This is a genomic window from Sorangium sp. So ce426 (genome assembly GCF_051475585.1).
Lineage (GTDB): Bacteria > Myxococcota_A > Polyangia > Polyangiales > Polyangiaceae > Sorangium > Sorangium cellulosum_B.
Genome location: NZ_CP150341.1, coordinates 4,483,273 through 4,503,609, shown reverse-complemented (window position 1 = coordinate 4,503,609; position 20,337 = coordinate 4,483,273). Strand labels below are relative to the sequence as shown.

Sequence of the window (20,337 nt, the reverse complement as noted above, 5' to 3'; positions counted from 1 at the left end):
GGCGGCGATGGCCACATCGCCGCGGACGCGAGCGATCAGCCCTCTTCGGGCCCGGGTCCGATCTCCGAGAACCAGTCGTCGAGCTCGGCGAGCGTCCTGGCCCAGGCCACGAGGGCGGCTTCACCTCCCAGGCGCAGGAGGAGCGTGTCCAGGCACGCGCCGTTGTCATAACGTCGATCGTACGTGAAAAGCGGCGTGATCTCGGCGATCGTGGGGCGCCACGCCTCGGGTGCTGCGCGCTCTCGCCACACGTCGCACAGGCTCTCCTCCGACATCCACGGAAACATGCTGCAGAGCGAGCGGTCCGACTCCTCGGGGGGCTCGCGGAGCGCCTTCTTCACCGCGTCGGCGACAACGGCGGACAACCTCTCCCTTGCTTCCAGGGAGAGCGACGGGAACACCGCCGCCCACGCAGACAGCCTGTTCGACGCTCGGACAGCGCCACGCACGAGCTCCGCGAAACGCTCCGCGTGCTCCTCGCCCTTCAGCGCCTTCCCTACCATCTCGAGCATTCCAGAAGCTTCCTCGTCTTCCAGGTCCGGCCGCACGAGGCGCTCCACCTCGGAAAACGGGCCCAGCGCGAGCGCGATCTGCAGCTCGGCGTGATGTCGGTCGTCGTCCCCTTCCATCGCGGCGCAAAAGCTGGTCGCAAGGTCCCTGTCGCCCAGCGCCACTGCACGACGGGAGAGCGCCGCGAGCGCGTCGTCAATCTGAGAGCCCATGCAGGGCAACACCTTCTGGTGAATGGTGCGGAGCTCCTCCAGCGTCGCCGATTCCGCCCAGTTCTCGATGGCGCGGCCCTCGCCGCGAAAGGCCTCTGGCGGCTCCGAGAAGAACATGCGCGCCAGCTCCGCTCGGACGTCCCCCGTGACCAAGGAGACGAGCTCGGAGGCGACGTAGTTGCGGTCAGAGACGTCCGTCCGTTCTCTCACCTCCGCGAGGGGAGCATCCTGCACCTCGGCCGCGAGCCACGGAGGCAGCTGCCCGCAGCGGAGCGGCCCGAGCGAATCCGCGGATCCTCGCGATTCGCCTTGCCAGCGACGGACGAGCGCTCGGGCCTCCTCGGGAACGAGCCGGTTCCATTCACTCTCGGGAACATGAAAGAGAAAGCGCTGCGCTGTGAGCGGAAACCGTTCGGAGGACAGCAGCCATCCCATGGCTCGTTGAACGGTCGCGCTCGCTCCAGCCGAGGTCTCCAGGAGCCGCTCCGTCAAGACGTCAAGGCGATCTCCGAGCTCCGGCAAGGCGGATATCTGCGCGTCCACGTCTTCGAGTCGCTCGGCACGGCGCTCCTCGGGGTAGAGCGGCGCCAGCAGGGCAGCCCAGGACGCACGGCGCTCTGGATGGAGCCCGGCAAGGCGCCTGGCCGCCAGCAGCAGAACCTCGTCCCGCGCGGGGGAGCGCAGCCGCTCGGCGATACGCCGGAGCGCACCGATCACGAGCGCTTTCACGACACGGCGCCATTTCAGCTCGCCCAATACGAAGCCTCTGCGGTCTCGCGCGTATGCCGAGGGGGTCTCGGTCGCGCCGGCGGCCTCGTTCCCTGCGACGGCGCGATCTGCTTCGTGCAGCAATGGCGTTGGCCATACCACATCCGCCTCGGATACGGCGGGCCGGACCGCACGCCACAGCCTTAGCCTATCTTTCTCGCTCAGCGGCTTGGCGAGTTCGATGCCTGCGCCCGGTTGAAAGATCCCCTCGTGGATGGCACCGCCAACCACGTCCGGGAGCGCGTGCACGAACGAAGTGATGAGCTGCTCGAAGAGTGTTCGCAACCGCAGCGCCTGCACCATGCAAGGGCCGCGCGAGGCTTCCGACGTCGCTTCGCAGAACGCCGCGTGGCTTCGCCGCCACGCGGCGACGACGAGCGCACGAAAGCCGAACGCACCGCCATCCAGGGGTTCCCAGGCGGCGCGCATCGGCTCGGCGATCACGCGATCGAGCTCTTCCGCCGTGGCATCATGTCGCAAGAAGTGCATCGCCCCGTATCGAATTATGTACCGCGATGGAGCGACCGGGGCGATGCTCCCTTCGGAACAGCTATCGAGAGTCGCCCGAACATGTCCGGTCAAGAGCGCCCGCCCACGGGCGTCGCCCAGGCTGCTCAAGCGCAGAGCAAGCTCTTTCCCGAGAGCTCGATGACGGAACGCAGCGCCATGCGTTATGTGACAGAGCCATGGTTCTAGCTTCCGCAACGTGGCAGACACTCGGGCCTCGGCCTGATCGCCTCCCACGATCTGGACCAGCTCTGCCTCTGAGATCGGCCCACTAGCGGCGCTCAAGACGCACACGGTATCTGCGTCCACGTCACCAGGCAACGCCGCGACGGAGCACTCCGGCGGCGTCTCCAAGACGACATTAGACCAATCCTTCAACCGATGAAGGACCTCACCCCATTGGGCGGCCGTGACACCGGCCTCGTTCTCCGCAGACACCCACACGCGGACGTTCCCGGGCAGCCCCGCTGACCATCCGATGCGCGACCATACCGCCGGATCATCGTTCTCGTGGACACCGTCGAGAACGAGCAGCAGCGGCATCTCGGGAATCTCATCACCGTCGAGGATCGGTCGGATGTCATCGGCCACGCGCGGGGCGAGCGCGCGCTCGGATGCCTTCCTGGAAGTCAACGCTTTGAGCCGCGCATGCAGCGCGGTAACCCATATCGATGGATCCGACATGCCGCTGTGGACCGAGATCGGGATGAACGCCACGCGGGCCAGCCCTCGCCGCGTGAGATGAAGACAGAATGCGCCGAGCAGCGAGCTCGTGCCAGAGCACGCAGGAGCCCTGAGCAAGGCCCGCTCGCCTGGGCGGGAGCTCGTCCAGAGCGCCTCCAGCGCTGACCACGGGCGCCGCTCGAACGAGCCGGGAACACGGGGGTCACCGTGAAGCCAGGCTGCCACCGCCGGAGACGCGAGAAGGGCCCGCGTGGCCTGCCAGCCCCCGTCCGGCGCGCGCTCCAGCCCGCCGAGCAAAGCTGAAATCGCAGCTTCTTCGTCGACTTCTGTCATCGCTAGTCCTGGCTCCGGGTCGGGTTCTCCATGGGCCCCCCGCCGACGAGCGCCGTCTCGCCGCGAACGCGCGCGATCAGTCCGGCCAAGGTCCGATCTCCGAGAACCACTCGTCGAGCTCCGCGAGCGTCCTGGCCCAGGCCACGAGGGCGGCCTCACCTCCCACACGCAGGAGCAGTGTATCCAGGAGCGCGCCGTTCCTGTAACCCCGATCGTACGTGAAGAGAGGCGTGGCCTCGAAGATCGTGGAGCGCCACTTCTCGGGCGAGGCGCGCTCTCCCCACACATCGCCCAGGCTCTCCACCGACATCCAGGGGAACATGCTGCAAAGCGCGTCATCCGACTCCTCGGGGCGCTCGCGGAGCGTCTCCTTCACCGTCTCGGCGACGGCCCCGGACAACCGCTCCCGCGCCTCCTGGGAGAGCGACGGGAACACGGCCGCCCACGCGCGCAACCTGTTCGACGCCCGAGCCGCGCCCCGCACGAGCTCCGCAAAGCGGACCGCATCCTCCTGGCTCTTCAGCGCCTCCCCCACCAGCTCGAGCATTCCAGATGCCTCCTCGTCGTCCAGGTCCGGACGCAGGAGACCCTCCACGTCGGAAAGCGAACCCAGCGCGAGAGCGACCTCCATTTCGGCTTGATGCCGGTCGTCGTCTCCTTCCATCATGGCGCAGAAGCTGGTCGCAAGCTCCCTATCGCCCAGCTCCACCGCACGACGGGAGAGGGCGGCGAAGACCTTGTCATCACAAGGTCCGACGCGTGGCAAGATGTCCTGGTGGATGCGACGGAGCTCTTCCAGCGTCGCCAGCGCGGCCCAATTCTCGACGGCGCTGGTCCTGCCGCGATAGGCCTCCGGCGGCTCCGAGAAGAACATGCGTGACAGTTCGGCGCGACGTTCCCTACTGACATGCGGAGCGTACTCGGAAGCGCCATGGACCCGTCTGGCGCCCTCAACCCGTCTCACCGAGTCAACAAGTCCGCATTGGACTTCATCAGCGAGCCAAGCCGGGAGATTCCCATCGAGAAGCGGCGCGACGCTACCCTGATACCCGCGCGAGTCACCCTGCCAGCGTCGGACGAGAGCCCGCGCCTCATCAGGATCGATCCGTCTCCATTCGCTTTCGGGCACATACTGGAGAAATCGACTTGCCAGCACGGGGAACCGATGGGCAGACGCGAGCCACCCCATCGCTGTATGGACGATGCTGGCAGCCTCCTCCGAGCTCACCCGAAGCCGCTCCGCCAATACGTCCAACCGGTCGTCCAACCTCGGCAAGGCCACCACCTCAGCATCCACCTCATTGAGCAATATGACACGACGCTCGTCCGGACAGAGACGCGCAATCCTGACACTCCACACCAGCTGATCTTCCTGACGCAAGCCCGCGAGGCGTCGCTCGGCGAGAAGCAGCACCTCGTCTCGCGCTGGAGAGCACAGGCGCTCCGCGATTCGTAGAAGCGAACCAATGACGGGCGCCGCGACCATACGACGACACTTCAACTCGTAGAGCACGCGGTTCTTGGGCTCTGTTCCACGATCGACCGACGAACGAATCGAGCTGGCCTCCGCCGGTTCAGCGACGGCGCGCTCGGCCTCGCCCAGCAACGGTTCTGGCCACGCCACGGCAGTTGGCGACACCGCAGGTCGGACGGACTTCCACAGACGTATCCGCTGCTCTGCGCTGAGCGGCTTGGCCAGTTCAATGCCTGCGCCCGCTTGAAAGATCCCCTCACGGATGGCGCCAGCGACCGTCTCCGGGAGTGCATGTACGAGCGAAGTGACCAGCTGTTCGAAGATCGTTCGCAACCGCAGCGCCTGCACCATGCACCGGACGCGCTCGGCTTCCGACACCGCCTCGAGGAACGCAGAATGGCTTCGCCGCCACGCAGCGATGACGAGCGAACGAAAGCCAAACGCACCACCGTCCAAGGACTCCCAGGCTGCGCGCATCGGTTCGGCGATGACACGATCGATCTCTTCACCGGTCGCCCCATGACGCACAAGATGAATCGACCCATACCGAACGACGTACTCTGCTCGAGAAAGAGCGACAGAAACCTCTCCACAGGCACCATCGAGAGTCGCCCGAGCGTAGGCATTCATGCACGCGCGTCCACGGGAAAGCCCCTGGACGCTCGAGCGGCGGACGAGATCTTCACCCCATGCTCTATCCAGGAACGCTATGCCATCCTCGGTGCGGGAAAGCCATGGACCGAGCCGCTCCAGCGTATCCTTCACTCGACTCTCCGACCGGCTGAAACCAGCAACTCTGGCAAGCTCTGCCTCCGCTATTGGCCCGCGTGCGGCACCTAGAATGGACACCGTATCGGAATCGACGTCATCGGGAAGCTCTGCGATTGGGCGCTCATGCAGGTCCTCAATCAAAATCTCTGACCACTCGTTCCCCAGATCCAATAGCCGACGCCGCTCCGCAGCCGTACATCTCGCATCATCGCTCTCGGTACCGCAGACCGAAATCCACACGCGAACATCGGTGGAGAACGCCGCAGACAATTCAAGCCGCGACCACACAGCCGGGTCGTCATTGTCACCAGCGCCGTCGAGGATGATGAGCAGCGGCATCTCCGGGGTTTCGTCACAGTAGATGAGCGGCCGGATATCATCGGCCACACGCGGTTCAAGCGCGCGCTCGAACGCTCCCGTCCGGGTCAACTGTGCGAGGCGCGCGTGCAACGCAGCAACCCATACCGAAGGCTCGGCCGTACCGTAGCGGACCGAGATCGGAATGAACGCAACCCTGGCGAGCGCTCGCCGCGTGAGATGGATAGCGATAGCACCGAGCGGCGAGCCTGCTGCAGCGCCCGAGGGAACTCGAATGAGAGTTCGCTCACCAGGTCGCGAGTTCTCCCAGAGAGACTTGAGCCTGGACCGAGAGCCTGGAACGCCCGCCTCGAGATGAGATTCGCCCGCATGGGGAGAATCCAGTGCGCCACGGACGCTTGCGGATGGATCCGCAGTTGCAAGGACGGATCGAGTGGCGCGCCAGACCGATCCTGGGGCGCGCTCGAGACCTTCCAGCAGCGAGCGGACCGCGATATTATCGGAGGAATCGCTCATTTCTTGGTCGGGTCGGAGGTGTCGTCTTCGGGTGGTACGAACTTTGGTTGCGGTGGAGGCACCGGCTTGTCGGGCCGTCTAAAATTGCCTTGTTCATCGCGGAACGCGTTCGGATCACGCCTCGTCATTTGCTGCGACCCGTCCGGGTTCAACTTCGGCACGACGTTGGTGCCAGATAGATTCTGAAGCGCCACCTCCTTCCCTGGATCGTTTCTATCCGGTTCGTAGACGCCGTCTGTCCGGTGATCCCATTTTTTCCCCTCGTGCATGACCCCGCCGCCCGCCTTGCCTACAGTGAGGCCGGCCGCCTGCTTGACGGCATCAGGCACGTCTTTGTTCGGATCAGCGTCGATGTTCACCGGGTGGATGCCTAGCTCGCGGAAGACTTGTGCGCAGAACGGACAAGGCTTCTCTGGAGATATCTTTCCCTTGTTCTGCCTGTTGTACGCTTCGATTCGCGCGCCGCGGCGATACTCTTCGCGCAACTCGTTGCGAACACGGGCATTTTGTTCGGCCTCGGACATCTTCGCCCACCCCTCCTTCTTGCTGAGGCGGCCACGAACGTCCTTGGCTTGTTGGTTCAACGCATCAATCTCAGCGCATCGACCCGCTTTGCTGGACGCCTTCGGTTTGGCTCTACCATCTGCATCGACATTGCGAGGATCACCGGGTGGTTTATTAGGGTCCGCGAACTTATCCCGCGCATTGACAACGGCATCCTTGAGCGCCGGGTCCAGGTCACTATCACCCTGAACCGTCGAACTCTTCCCTTCGATGCTCTTCAGCTGATTGCCATCCGCGTCCTCGCGCCTGACAATCGACGCGAACATCAACCCCGTCGGGTCCACCATCTTCGTGGGCCGATTCCCCGCATAGGAGAACCCGTTCTGCCCGCCGAGCAGCCCGACCGGGTCGACGCTGATGTACCGTCCTACCGCGGGGTCGTAGTAGCGATAACGGTTGTACGCCAGCCCCGTCTCGTCATCGTAGTACTGCCCGAGGAACCGCATCGGCGTGTCCGTGCGGGCGCCTTCCCGCGGACGCGCGGCGCCCCACACCGTGCGGTCGAGCTCGCAAGCGACATTCCCGGCGGCATCGAGCAGGCGCTCCGGTCTGCCGACAGGGTCGTTCAGGTAATAATACCACTCGATCGACACAGCATCGCCTTCGCCGCTCCTGGCGTCCTTCTGCGCCCACGGCGCCGACGTCTCCTCGTCGGTGCAGTACGTCCTCTCCTGGGTGACCCGCTCGCCGTCCGGGCCCCACTCGCGCTTGATCTCATGAACGAGCGTGTCCCCGTCCCAGATGAACCGCGTCGTGGACAGCGTGTCCATGCGCCCGCCTTCGTCTCGCCTGAGCACGCGCTTCTCGAGGCGCCGGGCAAAGGGGTCGTAGGCATGCTCGATCCGGACGCCGTCGGGGCGCACCACGGCGCTCAGGAGACCCGCGCCGTTCCATTCGTAGCTCGTCGTGGCTTCCTGACCGCTCGGCATGACCACGCGGCGCTTGATCAGCCTCCCGTCGCCGTCCCACACGTACGACACGGGGCCGCGCCGGAGCAGCACGTTGCCGCGCCCGTACTCGCGCTCCGGCGCGCCGGCGCCGAGCTCGCGCACGTTCCCCTCTGCGTCGTACCGGAAGTGCTCGCCCCGGCCGTGGGCGTCGGTGCGCGCCAGCACCTGCCCGCGCGGATCGTGCTCCCATCGCTCGGCGCCCGAGCGATCGTCGTCGACCGCGGCCACATCGCCCTGCGGCGTGTAGTGAACCGATTGCCGGAGGGTGAGGTCATGGGGGTGCGCCCCGATCCAGTCGGGCTGCCCTGCGGCCACCACGGGGCCCGCGACCCCGCGCGACACCGTGCGCTGGACCATGCGGTCGAGCCCGTCATAGACGACGTCCACACGCCCGCCGCCGGGCAAATAGCGAGCGGTCTCTCGCCCGAGCGCGTCGCGGACGACGCCGAGCTCCTCGTTGCCGTCGAGCGTCACCCGCAGCGCGCGGCCGGCGACGTCGCGCACCCAGGTCTGGTGGTGTCCGCGGGAGGTCCTTCGCTCGACGACATTGCCCATCAAGTCATGCTTCGTCTCCACCGAGAACGTCTCGCCGCCGCTCACCTGCCGCTCGCACGTCACCCAGCCCAGGAGATTGCGCTCGAAGAAGATGTCGCCCGACGGGCCGTGCGCGGCGATGATGTAATCCAGCTCGTCGTACTCGAACGTCTCGACGCCGCCGTCGGGGTACTGGTGCTCCACGACGCGGCCCACGAGATCGTAGACGTACCCGGTCTTCTCTCCGAGGCCGTTCTCGAACTGCACGACACGCCCCATGGCGTCGTAGCGATAGCGAAGGGTGCGGCCGTCGAAGGTGACCTCCTCCGAGACGAGCCTGGCCGCGTTCAGCTGGATGCGGTGCACCTCTCCGTGGCTGTTGTGCACCTCGACGAGGCGCCCTTCACGGTTGTATCGATATTTGCTGATCCGCCCGTCGGGCTCGCGCGTCTCGACGATCCGGTTGTACCCCGCATAACGGTGCGTGGTGGTGTGGCCGTTCGGGTGCCAGATCGACGTGCAGTTTCCCGACGCATCGTATTCGTAGCGCGTCACGCCGCCGTCCGGCGTTCGCTCGGATCGGAGGCGGCCAGCGTCGTCGTGGGCGTACGTGACCATCGCCCCCGACGCGTCGAGCATGCTCTGGCGGCGGCCCCAGTAGTCGTACGTGTACTGCGTCACCGCGCCCGTGGGGTCGGTCCGCTCGATGAGGTTTCCGTGATCGTCGTACCTGTACAGCGTCTGCCCGCCGTTCGGCGCGACGGTCCGCGTGGTGAGCCCGCGGCGATCGAAGTGCACCTCGAAGGTGGCGCCGATGGCGTCGCGCCACACGAGCCCGCCCGTGAGGCGCCCCGTCTCGATGACACCCCCTGCAGGATCGACCGCCCTCCGGATGTGTCCGTCGGCGTCCCGCTCGAACGTGGTCACCCGGCCGAGAGCATCCGTGATCCGGAGCTCCCGCCCGCGGGCGTCCCGCTCCCAGCGGGTCGTCGCCCCCGTCGCGTCGGTGAACGACAGCAGGTTTCCCCACGCGTCGTACGTGCGGCAGAAGACGCCGGCGGCCGTGACCGCCTTGTCGACGCTCCCGAAGTCGTTGCCGAAGAAGCGCTCGACCGAGATCGAGTCGGCCGCCTCCACGTAGTTGTCAGGCCCGTACTCGAGCTTCGTGTGAAAGATGCCCTTGGCCGCCGTGGTCCCGTCGGCGAGCACCGCCGGGACGTCGGCCGCGAGGCTCTCATCCTCGCGCCCCGGGTACGCGCCCCAGGTCTCGACGCACCGCCCTGCCCCGTCATAGACGAAATAGAAGCAAAGGCCCGTCGGGTGCTCCTGGCACGTCAGGAGATGATCCGTATACGTGTACCTGGTCGCCGCGCCCATCGCGTCCTCGGCGAGCACGAGGTCCCCCGCGTCGTCGTAACGATACCGCGCGAACGGGACCAGCTGGCCCCGGTGCGCCGCGTTCTTCACCTCGAACGACGCGATGCGCCCTTCCCTCGTGGAGCGGACCTCGACCCTGCGACCGACCGAGTCGACGATCTGCGCCAGGACACCTTCCTTGTAGAAGAACGAGATGCGGTTGTCGTGAGAGTCGGTCTCCGCCGACAGGAGATACCGGTCTTGCCAGGCGTGCTCGAAGACGAGCCAACGGCCGTCGCCCCGATCGAGCACGAAGCCGGTCTGGCCGCGGACCAGCAGCCACCCGGAGGGGCCCACCGCCGACTCGCCGACGCGCATGGGCGTGAAGTCGACGTACATGCCGTTCCCGGTCCAGAGCCTCGTCCGGCCGCGGTGCACCTCCACCTCCCACGCGTACGAGTGGTACCAGCCGCGCCCGAGCCCGACGTCGCGGTCGCGCGCGGCGCTCGTGTAGCTGCGGGTCAGCGTCAGCGGCAGAGGACCCGGCAAGTGCACGTCGGTGACCGGGATCGTGAAGACACGGCCTGTCACGATGTCGACAGGGTCTCCCTTGGAGCCCTTGCCGCTCCCCTTCTTGCCGTGATGGTTTGGGCACGCCCCGCCGTTCTGGCCGGAGCCGCAGGCACCTTTGCCGCCCCCCGAGGCGCTGTCGCCCCCGTTCTTGCCGTTCGCGCCTTGTTTGTCCTTGCCCGCGCCGCCTCCGCGGCCGCCGGCCCCGCCGCCATCACCGCCGCCGCCGAGAACGAAGACTCCGGGGTTCATCCCCGGGATGGCCGGGATGTTGGGGACAGGTGCCGTTCGCATTGCTGTTTCGACGCTCCCTGAGTGAAAGCTATGACTGCCGAGCCTTCCAGCGGACACGCGGTGCGCGCCGTCAATTCAACCGCAAGAGCCTCCCGACGATCCGGAACAGCCCCCGCGACGCGGCGCTGATGCGGCTGCCCACGACCTCGATGTCGCCGTCCTGGCGAATGCGGACCGCGCCGCGGCCGGAGCGGAGCAGCAGCTCCTGCTCCGCCTCGATGGCGACGGTGGTCGCCTTGAGGTGGAGCGCATGCGGCCGCTGCGTCGTCAGGGCCGCGACGATCAGCGGGGGCTCGCCGTCGCAGAGCTCGACGAGCACGGCGTCGCCGCGGGCGCGGGCGTCGGCGATCACCTCGGGATCGACGTCGGGCGCGATCTGCGCGTCGACGGGCCCCTCCGCGCCACGGACGTGGATCGACGCCCTCCGCCCCGCGATCGAGGCGACGCGCGCGGTCCGCATGGCGGCGCCGAGCGGCTGCGCCTTCGGCGCCGGGAGCGGCGCCGCGGCCGGCTCGGCGAGCACGTCGTCGAGCGTCACGCGCGGCGACCCGGACGCGTCCTCCGCCGGGGCCCCGGCGTCCGGCTCCTCCAGCGAGAGCGACGCGCCTGCCGCCCGAGAGCCACCGTCGAACGGAGTCGCCATCAGACCTCCGAGACCTTCTTCGGCAGCTGGATCTTCGGCGCCAGGATGGTCACGAGCGGGGACGTGATGGTGACGCCGGCGCCGTCGATCACCACCTCGCTGGCGCCGCACTTGAAGACGATGGCGCCCTTCGCCTCCACCTTGTGGAAGGCCCCGATGAACGTCGCAGGCCCGACGGCCTGCACGACGTGCGACCCCTTGAGCTTGTCGACGACCGCGCCGCCCACCATCGCGGTGCGCGAGCCTGTGACCGTCTCGCTCTCGCCCCCGTTGCTCAGGACGACCAGGCCCGTCGCCTTCTCGCTCTTCGAGCCCGTGACGCTCTCCGCGTAGCTGCCGAACGCCACCTGCACCGTCGCGGCGCCGACGTCGATCGTCTTCTTGCCGGTCACGTTGTTGTCGATGTCCTGGATCGCGCCCAGGACCTTCATCGAGCCCACGTCCTCCTTGTGGGTGCCCGTGACCTTGGCTGTCGTGTGCCCGGGCCCCTTCTCGCGGTCCGTCGCGTCGACGCCATCGACGGCGCCGTCCGGCCCGCCGACGTTGGCCGTCGACGCGCCGCCGCCCCCGCCCCCGTCCATGCCGAGGGCCGAGGCGAGCGCCTCCGGCTTCACGAAGACCTTCCCGGCGAGGCTGCTCTGCGCCACGTTCGACGCGATCGAGGCGAGCATGTTGGGCGCTGCGGCGCCCGGCGCGCCGCCGGCAGCGCCGCCGCCGCCTCCGCCACCCCCGCCTCCGCCCATCGAGGCCGCGAGCTGGCTCGCGCCGGGGATGCCCGACGCGCCCGCGATCATGCCGGGCATGCGGCTCATGTCGCCGCCGGCGACGGCCTGCATCGCGCCCGACACCCCCGCCGCCTTCTGGGTCAGCCCGTTGATCGGCGCCATCACCTGGTTGATGGCGCCGTCGACCTGCCCCTGGACCGCCGCGATCGCGTTGTTGGCCATCACGCTCGCGAACTGCACCGCCGCCTGCGCCGCGAGCGCGAGCATCGCCTCGAGGGGGTTGCCGTCCATCTCGAACTGATTGCCGCCCACGGTGGTCGTCGCGTTGCCCTTCGCCGTCAGCGCCGACACGGCGTTCACCTCGACGTTGCGGTTGCCTCCGACGCTGATCGTCTGGTTCGCGCCGACCGTGTTCTGCGAGCCCTTCGTGATCTTCGTCGTCTGGTTGCCGCCGACCTCGAGCGACGCGTTGTTCCCGACGACCGACGTCTCGTTGTTGCCGATGTTCCGCTTGGCGTTGTTCGCCGCGACCGTCTTCATGTCGCGCTGGGCGTGCACCATGATCTCCTCGGAGCCCGCCTTGTCCTCGAAGCGGATCTCGTTGGCTCCGCCGCCGCCCGGCGTGCTCGAGGTCTGGATCGCCGTGCGGGTCTTGCCCTCCGGCAGCGCGTACGGCGGCATATAGACGCCGTTGTAGAGGCGCCCGGTCACGATCGGCCGATCGGGGTTCCCCTCCAGGAACTCGACGATCACCTCCCAGCCGATGCGCGGGAGCATCATCGAGCCGGAGGTCTGGAGCTGCGCGACCCGCATCCAGCACGACGCCTTGTCGTCGATCACGTCGCTGCGATCCCAGTGGAACTTCACCTTGCAGCGGCCGAACTCGTCGGTGTGGATCGCCTCGGTCTGGGAGCCGGCGGGCGCCACCACCGTCGCGGTCTGCGGCCCCTCGATGAGCGGGATCGGCGTGATGCGCCGCGGCCTGTACTTCACGGAAGCCGGCACGAGGCGCGCCCGCGCCCTGGAGCGCGGCGTCGCGCGCTCGCCGCCGCGCGCGTCGTCCTCCTCGTGGACGTAGGTGTGCTTCACCGCGAAGAGGAAGTACTCGCCGTCGAGCTCGCCGGCGTCCGTGATCGTGAGCTTCTGGCCGACCGCGAGGCGCGCGCAGACGGTGTCGATCTCGATCGTGCGCCGCTCGACCTGCTCTTCCTCCAGCCGGATCTGCGCGAGCCGCTTCCCCTCGCTCGGCTCGAAGTAGCCGCCCGGGTAGTCGTAGCGCTCCAGCGCGTCGTTCTCCCCCTGCGCCGCGGTCGCCGTGAGATCGAGCTTCGGCCGCTCGAAGTCGAAATCGCGGAGGACGAACTTGCCGGAGCGCACCCGCTCGAGCTCGCGGATCGCGTAGATCGCGTCGCGCTCGTCGGCCGCGCTCAGCCCGGTGCGCCGGCGGAACGGCAGCGCGGGGTCGCCCGCGATCGGCCCGGCGACGGTGCTGTCGTCGTCGAAGACGAGGAGCTCGCCGTCGGCGTCCACCTCGACGAAGCTGTAGATGCCCTCGTGCTCCATGAGCCGCGAGATGAACGCGAGCGCGCTCTCCTGGTACTGCACGCAGTACTCGCGCTTCGGACAGTCGCCGCTGAGCCGCCACGCCACCCTGGTGATCCCGTGATCCTCGAGGACCTTCGCCACGATCTCCTTGGCGCTCATGTCCTGGAAGATCCGCGAGTCGACGCTGCGCGCGAGGAGCGCGAGCGAGGAGACGACGCGGACGGCGTACCGGACGCCCAGGAGCCCCTCGACGCCGAGCTCGGTGGTGCCGATCGAGGTCGCGGCCTCCACCGTGCCCGCGATGACGCGCGGCGCCTCCCCGGGCACGCCGAAGGAGAGCGCCGCGGGCTTGCCGATCATCGCGTCGAGCTCCTGGTACGTGTGGAGGTACACCTCGACGTCGAGGACGAGCGGCCTGCCGGCCTCGTGGGTCGACTCGAAGCGGAGCACCCGGGCCGCGGGGACCTCGTCGATCGTGAAGTGCGCAATCATCTCGCGTGCCACGTTCGCCTCCTCCTCAGTTGTCGAGCACCAGGGCGGCGGTGTCGGAGACGTCGCCGTCGAGCTTCGCGGAGACGCCGATGATCGCGACGCTCGCGGGCGTCAGCGAGAGGATCGACGCGCCCATGACCAGCGTGAGCGCGCCGGTCGCCTCGAAGACGGCGTTGTTCGCCTTGACGAGCTGCGCGCCCCCCGCGAGCTCGGTGTACGTGCCGAGCGAGCTCTCCACGCGGTTCCCGTTCGCCACGTTGACGATCGCGCCGCCGACCTTCACGTTCATCGATCCGCCGACCTGGACGCCGCGGCCCGACTTGACCGCGATCACCTTCGCGCCGGTGGCCGTCTCGCTCCGGTCGCCCTGGACCGTCACCGAGCGGTGCCCCAGCGCGAGCTCGACGAGCGCCGCGCCGACCTCGTGGTTGAAGCCGGCCAGGGTCTGATCCGTGACCGAGCCGACCACGAGATCGATCTGGTTGCCGGACACCGTGAGCGCGCTGTTGCCGGTGACGTCGCGCTTGTGATCCCCGCCGATCTTCATGTCGCGGTTGCCGCCGATCGAGAGCGAGTGATCGCCGCCGATGTCGTCGACGTGGAAGGTCTCGATCTTCATCGACTGGTTGCCCGAGACCGAGAGCGTCTGGTTCGACCCGATGCTGGTCGTCATGCTGTCCGTGACGTTCGTCGTCTGATCCGCGCCGATCTTCTTCTTGTGGTTGTTGCCGATCGACTCGGTCGCGTTGTTCTTCACCTCGGTGGACATGTCCTTCGAGGCGTTGATGAACATCTCCTCGCCGCCCTTCGCGTCCGACATCCGGAGCTCGTTGGTGCTGCCCCCGCCCGGCGTCGTCGCTGTCTGGAGGGAGCTCTTGCCCGCCTCCTTCGGGAGCGCGTAGGGCGGCGGCGTGAGCGCGTTGTACATGCGGCCCATCACGAACGGCCGGTCGGCGTCGCCCTCGACGTGGCGCACGGTGACCTCCCACCCGACGCGCGGCAGCAGCATGGATCCGCCCGTGGGCACCTGGCTCGTGCGGATCCAGCGGCTCGAGGTGTCGTCCTTCTTGCCGGAGCGATCCCAGTGGAAGGAGACCTTCACCTGCCCGCTCGCGTCCGTGTGGATCTCCTGCCCCGAGGGCCCGGTGGTCATCGCTGTCTGCGTGCCCGGGATCACCTGCTCGCGGGCGCGCCGCGGGGGCCTGTAGCGCGTGGTCCCGGTCGGCACGCCCCAGAACTCGCAGCTCGACCGGAGGTCGCGCGCGCCGTCCTCCGCGCCCGCGCGGCCGGAGAGCTCGAAGTTCCGCGGCCGGCTGCCGGCGATGCGCGCGCGGACCACGAGGTACTCCTGGTTGAGCGGGTCGTAGGGGTGACCGTCGACCGAGAAGCGCCGGCCCGGGAGCAGCGCGAGCGAGCCTGTCTCGCCGTGCACGACGTCGCGCTCCGCCTGCACCGAGTCGAGCAGCACCTTGGCGAGCCGCTCCGCGACGCCCGCGTCGGCGGTGCGCGCCGGGTGCTCGTAGATCTCGAGCACGTGCTCCCCGGGATCGCTCCCCTCGGCCGACGCCTCCGGCTTCGTCGAGGGCTTCTCCGGGTCGTAGTCGCGGACGAACACCTTGTCGCTCCGCACGGAGACCTCCCGGGAGAGGCGGACGATACGATCCGCGAAGCCCTCGACGCCGAAGTCCTGGAAGAACGGCAGCGACGTCGCGCCCTCGATGTCCTCGAGGCCGGTCGGCGAGTCGCCGAAGACGAGGACGTCCTCCTCGTCCTTCATGTGGATCGCGAAGTAGATCCCCTCCTCGGCGAGGAGGCGGCGCACGAAATCGAGGTCCCGCTCGCGGTACTGGACCGTGTAGACCCGCGCCGGGTGCGGCTCGGTCACGCGCCAGTCCTGCTGGCCCGCGGGCACGCCCGCGCCCTCGAGGACCTCCTTCACGATGTCGACAGCGCTCTTGTCCTGGAAGATGCGGCAGTCGGAGCGCTGCCCGAGGTTCCAGAGCGCCGGCGCGACCTCGATCCGCAGCGTGGGCACGTCGTCGGGATCGGGCACGAGCTCGGCGAGGACGATGGTCCCGGCGAAGGAGCGCGTCTGCGTGTCGTCGCTGCGCGACAGCGTGAACACGGCGCGCTTGCCGAGGACCTCCTTCGGCCTCGGCAGCGCCGCCTCGTCGTCGAGCAGCTCGCACTCGAGGCGGGTGAGCTCCGAGAGCTGCTCCGTGAGGTCGAAGCGCAGCACCCGGTAGATCTTGCCCTCCACGCTGAGGGAGGGGATCGCGAGGACATGATGATCAGCCACTCTTCACCTCTCTCTTCACGTCACCAGCGCTCATGGGCCCTCACGATCCGAGCTTCATCGACGCGCCCATCTTGACGACGAGCGCGCCCTTGACCGCGATCTTCGACCCCTTGATCACGACGGGTCCGCCGCCGAGCTTGAGCTCGCTGCCGCCGCCCTTGAAGGCGCCGACGGCGCCGAGGAGGGTGATGAGCGGCGCCTGCACCACGAGGTCGCCGTCCAGCTTCTGGTAGTGGAGGCCGCCGACCATGTTGGTGACGCCGAGCGCCACCTGGGAGAGCGAGCCCTTCGTGAGGTGGAGCTCCGCCGCCAGCGAGGTCTGGTCCTTGTTGGCCGTGATCTGCTCTCCATGGCTGCCGTTGATGATCTGCGCCTTCACGGCGCCCACCGTCTCCGTCATCCCGCCGAGGACGTTGTCGTTGATCGAGCCCAGGCTGCCGGAGAGCTGCAGCGCGCCGACCTTGCGGCTCATGTCCCCGGTGATGGAGTGCCTGACGCCGTTCGAGATCGTGATCTGGTTGCCGCTCACCGTGTAGGAGCGATTGCCGGTGACCTTCTCGACGTAGTTGCTGATCGCGTTGGACGTGTCGTTGCCGCCGATCGAGATGCTCTGGTCGCCGGTGATCTTGTGCGAGAGCACCGCGCCGACGTCGAGCGATTGATTGCCGGCCACGGAGGTCGAGTCGTCGACCTTCACCGAGCGGGAGCCGTTCACGCTGATGTGCTGCTCCTCGTTGACCGTCACCTCCTCGACCTTGTCGTTCTTGATGGTGACGTTGAGGTCCTTCTGGGCGTGGATGCCGAACCCCTGGCTCCCCGCGGTGTCGGACATGCCGATCTGGTTGTGGCCGCCCGCGCCGGGCGACGACATGCTCTTCAGCGTGCCGGACGCCTTGGCGGCGGGGAGCGCGTCGGGCGGCGTCTTCTCCGCGTTGTAGGTGCGCCCGAGCACGAGCGGCCGGTCCGGGTCGCCGTCGAGGAACGCGACCGAGACCTCCCAGCCGACGCGGGGCAGGATCATCGAGCCGCCCATCGCGATCTGCGAGACGCGCAGCCAGCAGCTCGACGTGTGGTCCTGCTGGCCCTGCCGGTCCCAGAAGAAGCGGACCTTGATGCGGCCGTACTTGTCGACGTGGATCGCCTGCTCCTGGGTGCTCGACCCCGTGACGACCGCCGTCTGGATGCCGCGGATGCGCGGCCGCCGCGCGCGGCGCTCGGCCGCGAAGGGCGCGCCCTTGGGGACGCCGCGGAAGTGGTTCTCGACGTCGTAGTTCGTGACGCCGCCGGTGAGCGTCTGGTTGCCGCGCGAGACGAGGCGGGTGACCACGAACTCGCCGTTCAGGCACGGCTCCGCGGCGCCCTCGACGGCGAACGGCTCGCCCACCTTGAGCCCGGCCGCGCGGCTCTCGCCCTCGCACACGTCGGCGTCGGCGGAGAGCTCGCGCATGCGGGCCTCGGCGCGGCGACTGCCCACGCTCCCCTTCGTGAAGCCGGCGGGGTACTCGAAGTAGGGCAGCGCGATGGCCTCCTTGCGGGGCAGCGCGGACTCCGGCTTCACGTCGGGCTTCTCGAAATCGTGGTCCCGGAGGTGGACGAGGCTCGTGCGCAGGGCGCGCGTCCTCGTGAACCTGGAGAGCGGCAGGCTCCCGGGCAGGCCGCCCTGCGCCATGCGGAAGCTCACCGGCAGCCCCTCCTCGACCTCGAAGGCGGCGGGGTCGTCGGTGATGATCATCGTGTGCCCGGCGGCCTCGTGCCGGAAGTAGTAGAAGAGGCCGTTGTCCTCGAGGAGCCGCGAGACGAAGTTGAGGTGCGACTCGCGGTACTGGACGATGAACTCGCCCGGCTCGTACTCCTTCGCGATCCGCCACTCGACCTTGTCGCCGAAGCCGGCGTCCTCGAAGACCGACTGCGCGACCTGGACGATCGTCTTCTCCTGGAAGATGCGGCACCCCTCGCGGTGCTCGAGCGCGGCCAGCGCGGGCCGCAGGCGGACGTCGAACTGGCGGCTCTCGCCCACGATGTGCGCGAAGCCGGCGCGGTCCACGATGCCGTCGTACAGCCGCTCCTTGCCCGACGTGTCGACGACGCGCAGGCAGAGGCGGCTGCGCAGGCAGTCCTCGACCCGGAACGACGCGTCCAGCGTCGCGAAGCGCACCTCGACCGTGTAGGGGGTGGAGATCGCCTCGACGGCCTCGAAGCGGGTCACGGCGACGTCCGCGGGGAGCTTGTCGCCCTCCAGGGAGAAGGTGGCGAAGGTAGCGGCCATTGGGGGCATGGTAGGCGATCGGCGGACGGCGCCAAGCCCCGGCGCTGGAACCCGACGCGGGGGGAGCAGCGTGGGGGGCCGGATCGCGCGGAGCTCCGGGCGGTGAGTGGTGGGGTACTTGCTCCGCCCTGGCGGAATGATGGAGCCGCCAAGACACCATAAGACGCCAAGATTGTTGTGTTTTTTGGCGCTCTTGGCGCGCTTGGCGGTTCAAGAGACCCGCCCTTCGGCCAACGTACCTCACCACCGGGCGGTGCGCGGGCGCGGCAGCGCGGCGGTATCTTTCAACTACCCTCCGCGGCCGCGCTCGCCGCAGCAGCGTCGGGTTCTTGATGCCTAGAAGACCGATCACGTTGATCGAGCGAGAAGTGAACCGCCAAGGCGCCATAAGACGCCAAGATTTTTGTGATTCTCTTGGCGTCGTTGGCGCCTTGGCGGTTCGAATTCTGCTCTCTTCTGGCGGTTTCAACCCGTTTGTCGCTCTAGGAGGTTCGACCTTCGTCCCCTGAATCTCCTTGAGCGCTGCCGTCACCGACTTCTCATCGTAGAACGAGAACAGCACGAACCCGGTGATGCAGATCAACACCCCCGCCACGCCGCTCATGCGAACGCCGAGAGGATTGAACAGGGAGTCGGGGAAGATGCCGCGAGCTCATCCCGAGCTGGCGCCCGATCTTCGCCATGGAGGGCTCCCCCGCCGTCAACCTCTCCGAGATGGCGCTCCGGACTTGCCCTGTCAGTCTCACGCGACGGCGGACACGCGACCGCGCTGTCCAGTGATGCAGGTCGTCACCGCATGAACGCACCGTCGCGGAGCTTCACGCCCAGCTGACCAAGAAGTCATGTTGACGGAGGACGTCAAACCGCAGCTTGTCAGATCTCTGAGTGCCTCATCGTGCCTGCAGCTGCGGATGCCCGCAAGTCGTTCTGCCATGCTCGGCTCATGCGTCCACAGATCCTGAGGAGGAGCCGATTGATGTACGGCGATGGTGATTCCCTAGCATATATAATTGAAGACGCGCGCCCGGAAGGGAGCTGTCCATCGAGAGGATGAACTGTCAGAAGCGTGGACAGCAGCAGTGGATTACTGGTCAGATCTGCAGGCGTCGGAAACCAGCGGATTGCGTCGTCCGCATTGTGGACGGGCCGCTTCTTCCGAAGCGACCTTCACCCTTGCGCAAGCTATGCGCTGACCGTCAATCGCGGATGCGGTAACGGGCGAGCTCTTCGGCCGTAGCCTCGCCGGTGTAGAAGCCGTTCGTGACCCACACCGCGCGCAGCCCCAACTCCTTGACGAGCCCGCGGGAGATCTGTACGTCGCCGGTGCTGGGCGCAGGCACGCCGAGGGCGGGCTTGCCGTCAAGAGTACGCACGGTGTGGTTGTGGAGGACGACCCAATACTCCCAGCCGGCGGCCACGTCGCGGCGGACCTCGTCGAAGCCATAGAACGCCTTGGGCGGGAACATCGCGTCGCTCCCCCCGAAGTAAATCTTGAGCTGGGGCCGGCCGCCGACCTCGCGGCGCAGGATCGACGCGATGAACTCGGTGGGCTGGGTGAGCTCCGAATAGCGCGCGTCCTGGGCCGCGAACAGGGCTGCCTCGAGGCAGCGGATAGGCCGGACGCGACCGGCGCCGCCGTACATCAGCGCAACGTTCTCGTCCTCGCGGCGCCATAGCTCGCGCTCGGCGTCGTCGCGCGGCTGGGGTGGATCGGCGACCGGACGCTCGAGGTCACCGCCGGCCGCCGCGATCGCCTTACGATACGCCAGGTACCCGGGCGCGCTCGGCAGCACCTCCTCGAACAGCACCGGCGCGGCCGGCACCTCCCACACCTGCAACACCGCGTTGCCCTCGCGACGCACCACCGTCGGCGCGCCGGGCAGCGCGCACCTCGGCGGCGGTGCCTCGACGGTGCCCGCTACGGCGGCGGCCGAGGGCAGCTGGGGGCCTCCGCAGGCGGCGAGGACGAGCAGCTGGAAGAGCGTACATTGCGGGCTCACGGCCGG

8 protein-coding genes are annotated in these 20,337 nt (G+C 68.0%); all 8 read right to left on the bottom strand.

Features of this window, described 5'->3' with window-relative positions:
• Window positions 1-35: 35 nt before the first annotated feature.
• The 8 genes from WMF44_RS16780 to WMF44_RS16745 all read right to left on the bottom strand — a co-directional run bounded on the left by WMF44_RS16780 (window position 36) and on the right by WMF44_RS16745 (window position 20,331).
• Window positions 36-3,014, bottom strand: a complete 2,979-nt coding sequence (locus WMF44_RS16780) for a hypothetical protein (RefSeq protein WP_437300120.1) — start codon at window positions 3,012-3,014, stop codon at window positions 36-38.
• 76 nt (window positions 3,015-3,090) lie between these two features.
• Window positions 3,091-5,709, bottom strand: coding sequence for a hypothetical protein (locus tag WMF44_RS16775; RefSeq protein ID WP_437300119.1), 2,619 nt, complete (start codon window positions 5,707-5,709; stop codon window positions 3,091-3,093).
• Between the two features lie 380 nt (window positions 5,710-6,089).
• Window positions 6,090-10,319, bottom strand: a complete 4,230-nt coding sequence (locus WMF44_RS16770) for an RHS repeat-associated core domain-containing protein (RefSeq protein WP_437300118.1) — start codon at window positions 10,317-10,319, stop codon at window positions 6,090-6,092.
• 112 nt (window positions 10,320-10,431) lie between these two features.
• Complete coding sequence (locus tag WMF44_RS16765; protein WP_437300117.1) at window positions 10,432-11,004, bottom strand: hypothetical protein; 573 nt, start codon at window positions 11,002-11,004, stop codon at window positions 10,432-10,434.
• Window positions 11,004-13,778, bottom strand: coding sequence for a type VI secretion system Vgr family protein (locus WMF44_RS16760; protein WP_437300116.1), 2,775 nt, complete (start codon window positions 13,776-13,778; stop codon window positions 11,004-11,006). Before WMF44_RS16760 ends, WMF44_RS16765 begins: the two co-directional genes overlap by 1 nt.
• 13 nt (window positions 13,779-13,791) lie before the next feature.
• The gene (locus WMF44_RS16755; protein ID WP_437300115.1) at window positions 13,792-16,065 is read right to left on the bottom strand and encodes a type VI secretion system Vgr family protein; all 2,274 of its coding nucleotides are present in this window, start codon (window positions 16,063-16,065) and stop codon (window positions 13,792-13,794) included.
• Between the two features lie 40 nt (window positions 16,066-16,105).
• Window positions 16,106-18,331 (bottom strand): type VI secretion system Vgr family protein, encoded by a 2,226-nt coding sequence (locus WMF44_RS16750; RefSeq protein WP_437300114.1) that lies wholly within the window; start codon window positions 18,329-18,331, stop codon window positions 16,106-16,108.
• Between the two features lie 1,196 nt (window positions 18,332-19,527).
• Complete coding sequence (locus tag WMF44_RS16745; RefSeq protein WP_437300113.1) at window positions 19,528-20,331, bottom strand: hypothetical protein; 804 nt, start codon at window positions 20,329-20,331, stop codon at window positions 19,528-19,530.
• Window positions 20,332-20,337: the final 6 nt, after the last annotated feature.

What these genes read in the sequence shown, in the direction of transcription:
- WMF44_RS16770 (WP_437300118.1), bottom strand. Translation starts at nt 10,319, where the DNA reads ATGAACCCCGGAGTCTTCGTTCTCGGCGGCGGCGGTGATGGCGGCGGG.
- WMF44_RS16750 (WP_437300114.1), bottom strand. Translation starts at nt 18,331, where the DNA reads ATGGCCGCTACCTTCGCCACCTTCTCCCTGGAGGGCGACAAGCTCCCC.
- WMF44_RS16780 (WP_437300120.1), bottom strand. Translation starts at nt 3,014, where the DNA reads ATGACAGAAGTCGACGAAGAAGCTGCGATTTCAGCTTTGCTCGGCGGG.
- WMF44_RS16765 (WP_437300117.1), bottom strand. Translation starts at nt 11,004, where the DNA reads ATGGCGACTCCGTTCGACGGTGGCTCTCGGGCGGCAGGCGCGTCGCTC.